The organism is Mucilaginibacter sp., assembly GCF_028288105.1.
Taxonomy (GTDB): Bacteria; Bacteroidota; Bacteroidia; order Sphingobacteriales; family Sphingobacteriaceae; genus Mucilaginibacter.
The window spans coordinates 1-10,584 of the sequence record NZ_JAQBOI010000202.1; the positions used below are offsets into that span (position 1 = coordinate 1).

Genomic DNA, 10,584 nt, shown 5'->3' on the forward strand with positions numbered 1-10,584 from the left:
ATGGTTTCATCAGGCGTTTGCTGCTTTACGGCTTTGTATAGCACCTCGTTCAGGAACATGACAATGCAGCTTTTTATTACATCGTAAGGGATGGTTTGCAGCGTAGGCGAATTCTTAAGTTCGGCTATGCGTTGCACGTTTCCATTACTTTTATGATAAACTACCATATCAACCAGGTGAAGTGGCTGCAGCATATTACGGCTTATTTTGGCTTTCGGTTTTTTTGCCCCGTTAATAATGTACGATTGCAAACCAAACTTCTCGGTGAAGATCTGTACCACAACACTACTTTCGCTGTAATCGGTGGTTTTAAATACTATGCCACGGGTTTTATGCAGCATGGATTAATAGTAAAATTTTGGGTAAGAAAATAATTAAACCTGTTACCACTGTAAATATGGCTACTATTAATACAGCTGCCGCGCTTATATCTTTTACATGCCCCGCCAGTTTATTGTAACCCGGCGATACCAAATCTACAAATGCTTCTATCCCGGTATTAAAAAGTTCCATCATTAACACAATGGCAATGCAAAGGGTTATCCAATGCCATTCGCTGGTGCTAATGTTGAAATAGATTCCCATCGCAATCGCTATCAGCGCGATAGAAACCTGGATCCTGAAATTTAGCTGTGTGGTAAAGGCATACCCGAGGCCCTTTAATGCGTAACCAACACTCAGGATAAATTTTTTCATTAGGCTTTGCGTTGTTTAAAATTCTCAACTAATAGTATAACAAAACTGACACAGCCGGCCAAACCAAAACCTGCGGAAGCTCCGTTTAATATATCCTTTATTTTGCCAGGACCTACAAATAACTCTGCCGATGCAAATAGTATAAGGGCCATCCCCAGTAATAAATAAGTACGGGCAACCTGATTTTTCATGCTTAAATTTATATTATAAATGAGCAGCTAAAGCTTGTTTAGCTTAGTACAAAGATATTTTATTTATGTTAGCAACGGGTAACACATGCTTTACAGTATTAACTAACAAGCATTAAAATTTAGCATTATAATAAAATGGATCTGAAACTGAATAACAAGGTGGCCATTGTGTTGGCTGCAAGCAAGGGTTTAGGCAAAGCTATCGCCATGGCATTATCTGCCGAAGGCGCGAAAGTTATTATTGGCTCGCGCGATGAAGAGGCGCTGAATAAAACCGCTGCCGAAATTAAACAGTTTACCGGTAATGATGTTGTAGCCATAACGGTTGATGTATCTGATGCAGCGCAGGTTACAGCATTTATAGATAAGGCTGCCGCCGCATTTGGCCGGATAGATATTTTACTGAACAACGCGGGCGGCCCACCCTTTGATAAGTTTGAAAACTTTGATGACGAGCAATGGCAAAAGGCTTTTGATTTGAACCTGCTAAGCATGGCACGTACCAGCAGACTGGTGTTACCGCATCTGCAAAAAACAGGCAGCGGGCGTATCATTAATATTATAAGCGGCTCGGTAAAATCGGTATTGGCCAATTCGGTACTCTCTACCGCTATGCGGATGGGGGTAATAGGTATGGCAAAGCTAATGGCAGATGAGTTTGGCCCTTATAACATTACGGTAAACAATGTGGCGCCGGGTCTGATACTTACCGATAGAATTAAACACACCCTGCCAAAAGATGTTGACACAGACGCGGCTATTAAGGAAAAGGCCAAAAGTATCCCGCTGGGGCGCGTTGGCAAACCCGAAGAACTGGCAGCGCTGGTAACCTTCCTGGCATCAGAGCAGGCCACCTATATCAGCGGGCAAACTATACAGGTTGATGGAGGTGCCGGGCGTAATATTTATTAAACTTTGCCAGCCGGTTTTTTCTTTTTTAAGAAGCGCAAGCCAAATGCCAGTATACAGCCAACAACCGCACCCAGGGCAAGGCTGCTCCAGCTTTCATTATTGGGGTTAACGGTTAGTAAACTGAACACTGCCAGCGATATTGCTATTATCCCGGCAAATATCAGCAGGTAAACTTTAGTTTTCATGCGGCAAAGTTAAACATACTATTACAAATTACTATCCAGCCAGGCTACGCGTTGCGTAAGCCATTTTTTAAGTTGCTCTACTTCTTTAGGGTAAGTTCCTAATACAACTGGGTTAGGCCACACGTAAGTGCCTAATATATTCCATTTAGTGAAATTTTCTTTAGCAGGCAGGGTTAAGTAAGCCTGCGTGTCATCAATGTTTTTATACATAGCCGGTATGCCGTTAGCTTTTAAAAACTGCCAGCGGGTTTTAACTTTAGCAGCAAAAGCCGGATCTTGAAACAGTCGGCTAAACCATGGCCCACCTTTTACCCACCAGCCAGTAGGGTTAGTGGCATCGCTATAATCAACATTGCCGGCAGCCAGGTCAAAATCCCATGCCGGGCCCATGCCCAGTTTGCCGCCGCGGTCTTTAAAGTAAAACATGCTGCTAAAATTTGCGGCATCCTGGTTCTTAAATAGCTCGTTCACCAAAAACCAGTTAATAAACGAGTCGGAATTAATGTACTTAGCGTAACCATTAGCAGGGTCGGCAAAGTTTGCCGCGAAAATGGCATTCTCGGTATCCTGTATATAAGTTTGGATATAGGCCAATTGTGCCGATGTTATATCTTCGGGTTCTTTTATAGTAAATGGCAGGTTGGCGGCCGTTATAAACCGGTTTGGGTCTTCCTGGCGTTGGTCAAGTTCTAATAAATAACCACCTGTAATATTAGGGTCGCTATTATCACTTGCTTTCATTTCGGTAATGTTGACGCGATTTGCATTCACCTCAACCTGTTCGGTAAGCATGTAGGTGCCCTGGTATTCACCGTTCAATACCACCTCTACAAATATGCCGTGTGGGGTAAAATCACCATTAAGGCTTTGAGCAATGCCGTCGGCAATATAATTGCGCATTAAAGTTTTATCTGAGTAGTTGGCCAGCAGCACCCAGTTTTTTGCCGAGGCTAATCCAAGAACTTTAGCTTTTGAATTGAATTTTAGCCTGTAAGGTTTTTTTGGATGGAGGCCCCAGGTAGAGTTTCCGCGCCCTTTTATTTGTAAAGCGATATCATTGGTTTCCTGTACGTAAAGCCCATTGGTGTTTATATTTATACTGCCGGTAACATAATCTTCTTTTGATACCACCGGGCCCGACGTTGTAATATTAAATATAGGCAGGCCGGTAAAATTGTAAATACTTACAATATAATCTTTACTTGCGCCTTTACTATCGGTTATGTTATAAGTAACCGGTTTGCTAAAATCATTTGCGGTAACACCACTAACCTGTACTACATCTTTAACTTTTACTACAGATGCATTGTCTTTCAATTTAAAGGTTAATATAAAGCTGTGGTTGGTTACTGTAGTTGGGGTATATCCCTTCAAATTAGTGCCATCAACACTAAGCGTTACATCTGCAGTAACCTTTCCTGTATTGTTCTTAGCCTCTATTTTAAAGTCAATGTCTGGCCCGGTAACGACAACCGGAGGGATAACCGGTGGTTTTATACTATCTTTTTTACAGCCAAAAACTAAAAGCAATAAGCACAGGCAGGTAATGGTTTTTTTCATGAAGGGGTATATAATGGTTATGCAAGATATTAAAAAAAGGTTAATTCAATGTTAACTACCTGTTTTACTTGTCTATTACAATAATGTTTGCAGCTTTATTTATACTTGCAGCCATAATGGATTACGAAATATCAACTCAAAAATATAAGGCCCTAACAAAGCTTTCATCCGGAAATTTTAAAGCATTTTTATACGATTGCGATGGTACCCTTGCCGACAATATGGGCGCGCATAAGGAAAGTTACATCCGTGTAGCTGCGGACGATGGTTATGTAATAGAAGGCGATATAATAGACGAATTTGCAGGCCTGCCTATATTGAATGTTGTTGGCGAAATAAACAAGCGCTACAATACCACCTTTGATCCGGTGGATTTTGCCGCCCGCAAGCATAAGGTTTTTTTTAGCGAATACATTGAGCAAACCCAACCTATCGACTATGTAGTGAATCATCTGATAAACCATGCTGACAAGGTTAAAATAGGGGTAGTGTCCGGTGGGAGCCGTACCTCGGTCGAAAAAACTTTGCAGGTTTTGGGTATCCGTGATTTAGTTGAGGTGCTGATCTGTGCCGGCGAAACCGCCCATGGCAAACCCTATGCCGATCCTTTTTTGGCGGCTGCCAAACAATTAGGTGTCGACCCGAGCCAGTGCCTGGTATTTGAAGATGGCGAACCCGGTGTACAAGCCGCCGAAGCCGCCGGTATGCAATGGGTAAGGATAGATAAGGTATAATTTCCGGTAAAAAAGGGACAAAATATAGCCAAAAAACGTCCTTAATTCGCCCTGGAAACGACCAAAAAACGGCAGATATTTTTATCTGCCGTTTTTTGGTATAAAAAGATTATTCGTTTAAAATTTAGGATCTTTTCGCGGCCTTTTGCGTTGAAAAATCAGACGATTGATGCGTTTGCCAACGCGAATTATTTCGCCATCGCTTTATCGCGGATCGCTTTAAATTCCGAACCTTTTTTCCATCCGGGGAAAGTAGTTTCATTGCTTAGCTTAACGCCCAGTTGGTACATCAGGTTAGCTGTTTGCGCCATGCCTTTTGTATCCATGGCCTCGTTGTACTCGTCAGACGGTTGGTGGTAGCGTTGTTCGTTGTATTCTTTGGCTTTTTCCTTGCCATATTCCTCGCCACGCTGGATGCTTTTTGATCCGTTATGCAGATCAAGCGCAGGCACGCCTACTTTAGCGAAATTGAAATGGTCTGAGCGGTAATAACTGCCAGAACCCGGTGTTTCATCGCCTACAACATCCCAGCCTTTTACTTTGGTTAATTGGATAACATAATCGTCCAGATCGTTCTGGCCTTTACCGGTGATAGAGAAGTTGCTGGTTTCGCCAAAATCAGATAAAGCATCGATATTTAAATTGGCAACCGTTTTATTCAACGGGTAAATAGGGTGGGTAGCATAATATTCCGAACCTAATAAGCCCTGTTCCTCGGCGGTAACGGCAAGGAAAACAATAGAACGTTTTGGTTTATTTTTTTGCTGCGTAAACTTCTTGGCAACCGCCAGTACCGCGGCTACACCGCTCGCGTTATCTACCGCGCCATTATAAATACTATCGCCTTTGGCATCGGGTTTACCTATGCCGAAGTGGTCCCAATGGGCGGTGTATAAAATAGTTTCATCGGGCCTGGTAGTTCCTTTTAAGGTGGCTATCACATTATGCGATTTTGAATACTTCAGGGTGTTTTTCAATGATAGTGATACGGTGCTATTCAGTGCCACAGCCTTAAAATCTTTCTTACGCGCATAAGCACGTATATCGCCTGTAATATGTGCCGATGATAGCAGTTTAGTTGCGGCTTCTTCACTCATCCAGCCTTCCACCATACAGCGGTTCATGTGTTTATCGGCTTGTTGCAGGTATAGTTTTGCACCGGTAAAGCTATTCTGTATCACCTGCCAGCCATAACTTGCCGGCTCGCTTTGGTGGATGATTATCACACCCGCAGCACCTTGTCTTGCAGCCTCTTCGTATTTGTAGGTCCAGCGGCCATAGTAGCTCATGGTGTCACCTTTAAACAGTTTTTGTCCGGCCTTAAAGCCCGGGTCGTTTACTAAAACAATTACGGTTTTGCCTTTTACATCAATGTCTTTATAATCGTTCCAGTTATATTCGGGTGCTACAACACCATAGCCGGCAAAAACCAGCGGAGAGTTCTTTAAACTTAACGTATCTACTTCGCGGCGGGTGGCGGCAACAAAATCAACGCCCGGTTTAAGGGCAACCGTTGCCGCGCCGCTGATATTCATATCCTGCGAAGCAGAAGTAATTTCTACCAATGGTACTTCCTGAAAATAGCTACCATTGTTACCCGGCGCCAGTCCCAGCTTTTTAAATTCGGCGGCTATGTAGGCAATGGTTTTGTCCTCGCCCTTGGTAAAAGGCTTGCGGCCCAATAGCGAATCGTTGGCTAAAACGGCAATATGTTGTTTAATATCTGCCGATATGCCGGTATCGGCAATTACAGTAGTCTGTTTTTTATCGTTACCCGTGCAACCGGCTAATAGTGTAGTCAGTGCGGCAATAGCTATAAATCCTGAATTGATTTTCATGGTGGGATTGATTTGTAAATCAAATATAGAAAGGTTTTTTTAACCACAGAGGGTATGGAGATTGTAATGATTATTATACAAGGGGGGTTACTCACCCCGACGTTGCTTCGCTTGTCGACCCTCTCTGCTGCGCAAAGAGGGTGAAGAAAATAGTTTCATTGCCGTTGGCTTCAGCCAACGGATAAAAGGGGCAGAGGGTGAGTCAACCCAGTAAAGCGGACCTTAGAGTTCAAACCTCTGCGTTCTCTGTGATTCCTTCTCCGTGCCCTCTGCGGTTAAATCCAAGCTATACTCCATGTTAATTAAACAAAATCATACCGTCATAATTCACCCAACTATACTTAATTAATAATAAATTCCCTATTTTTGCAACCTCTAAAAATTGAGGTGGAACATATTGATGTACAAGGAATATAAGCAGTTAAATCTATCGCAAACAGGCAAAGAAGTGCTCGATTTCTGGAAACAGAACGGCATATTTGAAAAAAGCATCAGCAGCAGGCCGGCAAGTAAGCCGTACACCTTTTATGAAGGTCCGCCAAGCGCTAATGGGATGCCCGGTATTCACCATGTTATGGGCCGGAGCATTAAAGATATTTTTTGCCGTTATAAAACCCTTAAAGGTTACCAGGTTAAACGGAAAGGCGGTTGGGATACCCATGGCTTGCCTATTGAGCTAGCTGTTGAAAAATCTTTAGGCATCACTAAAGATGATATTGGTAAAAAAATTACCGTTAAGGAATATAACGACGCCTGCCGCAAAGAGGTAATGCGCTATACCGATGTTTGGAACGACCTTACCCTGAAAATGGGCTATTGGGTAGATCTGGACAATCCTTATGTTACTTACGAGAACGAATACATAGAAAGCCTTTGGTGGATACTAAAGCAGCTTTACAATAAAGACCTTTTGTACAAAGGATATACTGTACAACCTTATTCACCAAAATCGGGTACCGGCCTTAGCTCGCACGAGCTGAACCAGCCGGGCACTTATAAAATGGTGAAGGATACGACCATTGTTGCCCAGTTTAAAGTAAAACGCGATAAAGATTCGGAGTTCTTGTACTCCGGTGTCGACACCGGAGTAGGCGTATTTATACTGGCCTGGACAACAACCCCATGGACCCTGCCATCAAACTGTGCTTTAGCCGTTGGCGAAAGCATCAGCTATGTGCAGGTGAATACGTTTAACCCTTATACTTATGAGCCGGTTAGTGTTGTATTGGCAAAAGACCTGGTAAAAAAATACTTTAAGGCCGAAGGCGAGAATGCATCTTTTGAAGATTATAAAGGCGGCGATAAAATTATCCCCTGGACTTTAACAAGAGAGTTTAAAGGTACCGACCTGCTTGGCTTACACTACGAGCAGCTAATGCCATACGTAACCAATGCCGAGCTGGAGAAAAATGCTTTTCGTGTTATCCCTGCCGATTTTGTTACTACCGAAGATGGCACTGGTATAGTGCATACCGCATCTGTTTTTGGTGCGGATGACTTTAGGGCATGTAAGGAAAACAACGTGCCATCGGTAATGGTGAAGGACGAGAACGGTAAAGAAGTGCCTTTGGTTGATAAACAAGGCCGCTTTGTTGAAGAGGTTACCGATTTTGCAGGTCGTTATGTTAAAGAAGAATATTACACAGATGCAGATCGCGCGGCAGAAGGTTTCAAACCAACTGATGTATTGATCTCTATCAAGCTAAAAACAGAGAACAAAGCGTTCGACGTTAAAAAATATGAGCACAGCTACCCACACTCGTGGCGTTCTGATGAACCAATCTTATACTATCCTTTAGATAGCTGGTTTATCCGTACCACCGCGGTGAAGGATAAAATGGTTGCGCTAAACAAAACCATTAACTGGAAACCCGAAAGTACAGGTACAGGCCGTTTTGGGAACTGGCTGGAAAATTTGGTTGACTGGAACCTTTCGCGCTCACGTTACTGGGGAACCCCGTTGCCCATATGGCGCGAGGAAGATGGTACCGAAGAAAAATGCATCGGTTCGATAGAAGAACTGAATGCCGAGATCCAAAAAGCTATTGATGCAGGTTTAATGCCGCAAGGCTTTAAGCTGGAAGATATGCACCGCCCATATGTGGATGATGTGATATTAGCATCATCTACCGGCAAACGCATGTTGCGCGAGCCCGACCTGATAGATGTTTGGTTTGACAGCGGTGCTATGCCTTACGCGCAATGGCATTTCCCTTTCGAGAATAAAGAGGAATTTGCTGCTGCCTACCCGGCAGATTTTATTGCCGAAGGTGTTGACCAAACCCGTGGCTGGTTCTTTACCCTGCACGCCATAGCGGTGATGCTAAGCGAAGCCAGCGACGAAGTGAAAGAGATAAACAAACTTGTTGGTAATAAAGGTGTGGCGTTTAAAAACGTTGTATCAAACGGTTTGGTGCTGGATAAGAATGGTAACAAAATGTCTAAGCGATTAGGCAACGGTATCGATCCGTTTGCAACCATTGAACAATTTGGTGCCGATGCCGCCCGCTGGTACATGATCAGCAATGCATCGCCATGGGATAACCTGAAATTTAACTTAGAGGGACTGGACGAGGTGCGCCGCAAGTTTTTCGGCACGCTGTACAATACCTATAGCTTCTTCGCGCTATATGCGAACATCGATAATTTTAATTACAGCGAAGCCGAGATCGCGTTAAGCGACAGACCGGAGATTGACCGCTGGATCATTTCGTTACTAAACACTTTAACCAAAGAGGTTGACGAGTTTTATGCCGACTTTGAACCTACCAAAGCGACACGCGCCATCCAGAACTTTGTGGATGAGCATTTGAGCAACTGGTATGTGCGTTTAAGTCGCCGTCGTTTTTGGAGGAGCGATAACTCGGCAGATAAGTTATCGGGGTATCAAACGTTATATACCTGTTTGGTTACCATCGCCAAGTTGATGTCGCCGGTAGCGCCTTTCTTCGCTGAGCGCTTGTTTAGCGATCTGAATAATACGACTAAACAGGAAACGGTTGAATCTGTACATTTAGCTGATTTCCCGGCATATCGTGCCGACCTGGTTGATACGGCGCTGGAAGAACGGATGCAGATCGCTCAAAATGTATCGTCGCTGGTGCTGTCGTTACGTAAAAAAGTAAGTATCAACGTAAGGCAGCCATTGGGCCGGATATTATTGCCTATCTTAAATAAAAACTTTGAGCAGCAGGTTGAGCTGGTTAAAGAGTTGATATTATCAGAAACCAATATCAAGAATATTGAATATATTAATGATACGGCAGGCTTTGTTAAAAAGAAAATAAAGCCAAACTTTAAAGCTTTAGGACAAAAAGTTGGGAAGAATATGAAAATGGTGGCCGAGGCTATCAGCAACTTCACATCCGAACAAATAGCTCAGATTGAAGCTGAGGGCACTATCGCGATAAGCAACACACCTTATTCCATACTTTTAACTGATGTTGAAATTATAGCCGAAGACGTGCCGGGATGGCAAGTTGCAAATTTAGGAAAACTAACCGTAGCTTTAGATGTTAGCATATCCGAAGAGTTGAAACAGGAAGGTATATCGCGCGAGCTAATTAACCGGATACAGAACCTGCGTAAAGGGAAGAATTTTGAGGTAACGGATAAAATTAATGTTCGCGTAAAAGAGCACCCATATATTAACAATGCAGTGAGCAATAATTTATCCTATATTTGCGCCGAAATTCTGGCAGAGAGCTTAGTGCTTGATGCACAGTTAAATGAGGGTGACATAGTCCTGATTGATGAAAATAAAATATTGATTGTTATAAGTAAAGTATAATGAAGACAGAAAACGAAAAAACCAGATATTCAGACTCAGAATTACAAGAGTTTAAACAATTACTTTTAGATAAGCTACGTGGCGCCAAGGAAGAGTTAAATAACTTAGCTTCTTCGTTAAGCAACCCTAACTCAAACGGTACAGATGATACCGCGGGTACTTACAAAACGCTGGAAGATGGCTCGGCCACTTTAGAGAAAGAGCAGATCAATCAATTGGCTGCCCGTCAGAAAAAATTTATCGAGCAGTTAGAAGCCGCCTTGGTACGTATAGAGAACAAAACCTATGGTATTTGCCGCGAAACAGGTAAACTGATACCCAAAGAACGTTTACGCGTAGTGCCGCACACTACTTTAAGCATGGAAGCTAAATTGAAACAGTAAGAATGAAGGTAGCTTACATTAAACCTTTCCTTACAGCCGCACTTATTATTCTTGCCGATCAGATCATTAAGATATGGGTAAGGCAACACATGTACATAGGTGAAGAAATTAAGTTTTTGGGTAACCGGGGCATGCTGCACTATACCGAAAATAACGGTATGGCCTGGGGCCTTGAACTGGGTGGTGATTTTGGTAAACTGATTTTAACGCTGTTTCGTATTGGCGCGGTTTGTGGTATTGGTTATGGCCTGGTTTACCTGGTAAAACACAAGTATCACCGCGGGCTCATTATGAA

11 protein-coding genes are annotated in these 10,584 nt (G+C 43.1%); 5 read left to right on the top strand and 6 right to left on the bottom strand.

From position 1 onward, the window contains the following. The 3 genes from recO to JWQ85_RS13790 form a co-directional block, all read right to left on the bottom strand. A partial coding sequence (gene recO, locus JWQ85_RS13780; RefSeq protein ID WP_299468893.1) for a DNA repair protein RecO occupies positions 1 to 341 on the bottom strand: 341 nt, incomplete at its 3' end. Further along, positions 331 to 696 carry a diacylglycerol kinase family protein gene (locus JWQ85_RS13785; RefSeq protein ID WP_299468896.1) on the bottom strand — a complete coding sequence of 122 codons (366 nt, stop codon included), beginning with the start codon at positions 694 to 696 and terminating at the stop codon, positions 331 to 333. The genes JWQ85_RS13785 and recO, both read right to left, overlap by 11 nt. Beyond that, entirely contained in the window at positions 696 to 887 is a 192-nt protein-coding gene (locus JWQ85_RS13790) for a hypothetical protein (RefSeq protein ID WP_299468897.1), read from the bottom strand. The genes JWQ85_RS13785 and JWQ85_RS13790 overlap by 1 nt, the downstream gene beginning before the upstream one ends. A 135-nt stretch (positions 888 to 1,022) precedes the next feature. Here JWQ85_RS13790 and JWQ85_RS13795 point away from each other — a divergent pair, with 135 nt between their 5' ends. After that, the gene (locus JWQ85_RS13795; RefSeq protein ID WP_299468899.1) at positions 1,023 to 1,799 is read left to right on the top strand and encodes an SDR family oxidoreductase; all 777 of its coding nucleotides are present in this window, start codon (positions 1,023 to 1,025) and stop codon (positions 1,797 to 1,799) included. On the opposite strand, the gene JWQ85_RS13800 is transcribed toward JWQ85_RS13795, so the two are convergent. Both JWQ85_RS13800 and JWQ85_RS13805 read right to left on the bottom strand, forming a co-directional pair. Continuing rightward, positions 1,796 to 1,984 carry a hypothetical protein gene (locus JWQ85_RS13800; protein ID WP_299468901.1) on the bottom strand — a complete coding sequence of 63 codons (189 nt, stop codon included), beginning with the start codon at positions 1,982 to 1,984 and terminating at the stop codon, positions 1,796 to 1,798. The two genes, JWQ85_RS13795 and JWQ85_RS13800, sit on opposite strands and share 4 nt — an antisense overlap. A 21-nt stretch (positions 1,985 to 2,005) precedes the next feature. Beyond that, on the bottom strand, positions 2,006 to 3,544 hold the full coding sequence (locus JWQ85_RS13805) for a CotH kinase family protein (RefSeq protein WP_299468903.1): 1,539 nt from the start codon (positions 3,542 to 3,544) through the stop codon (positions 2,006 to 2,008). An 83-nt stretch (positions 3,545 to 3,627) separates the two neighbouring features. Between JWQ85_RS13805 and JWQ85_RS13810 the strand changes: the two genes are divergently transcribed. Continuing rightward, the gene (locus tag JWQ85_RS13810; RefSeq protein ID WP_299468905.1) at positions 3,628 to 4,278 is read left to right on the top strand and encodes an HAD-IA family hydrolase; all 651 of its coding nucleotides are present in this window, start codon (positions 3,628 to 3,630) and stop codon (positions 4,276 to 4,278) included. A 188-nt stretch (positions 4,279 to 4,466) separates the two neighbouring features. Here the strand turns inward: JWQ85_RS13810 and JWQ85_RS13815 are convergent, their stop codons facing one another. Next, positions 4,467 to 6,116, bottom strand: coding sequence for a M28 family metallopeptidase (locus JWQ85_RS13815; RefSeq protein ID WP_299468907.1), 1,650 nt, complete (start codon positions 6,114 to 6,116; stop codon positions 4,467 to 4,469). Between the two features lie 400 nt (positions 6,117 to 6,516). Here JWQ85_RS13815 and ileS point away from each other — a divergent pair, with 400 nt between their 5' ends. The 3 genes from ileS to JWQ85_RS13830 all read left to right on the top strand — a co-directional run. Next, a complete protein-coding gene (gene ileS, locus JWQ85_RS13820) occupies positions 6,517 to 9,906 on the top strand; it encodes an isoleucine--tRNA ligase (protein WP_299468913.1) in 3,390 nt (1,129 codons plus the stop codon). Next, entirely contained in the window at positions 9,906 to 10,289 is a 384-nt protein-coding gene (locus JWQ85_RS13825) for a TraR/DksA C4-type zinc finger protein (RefSeq protein WP_299468909.1), read from the top strand. Before ileS ends, JWQ85_RS13825 begins: the two co-directional genes overlap by 1 nt. A gap of 2 nt (positions 10,290 to 10,291) precedes the next feature. Next, positions 10,292 to 10,584 (top strand): signal peptidase II (locus JWQ85_RS13830; protein WP_299468911.1); only part of this gene is annotated, 293 nt, incomplete at its 3' end.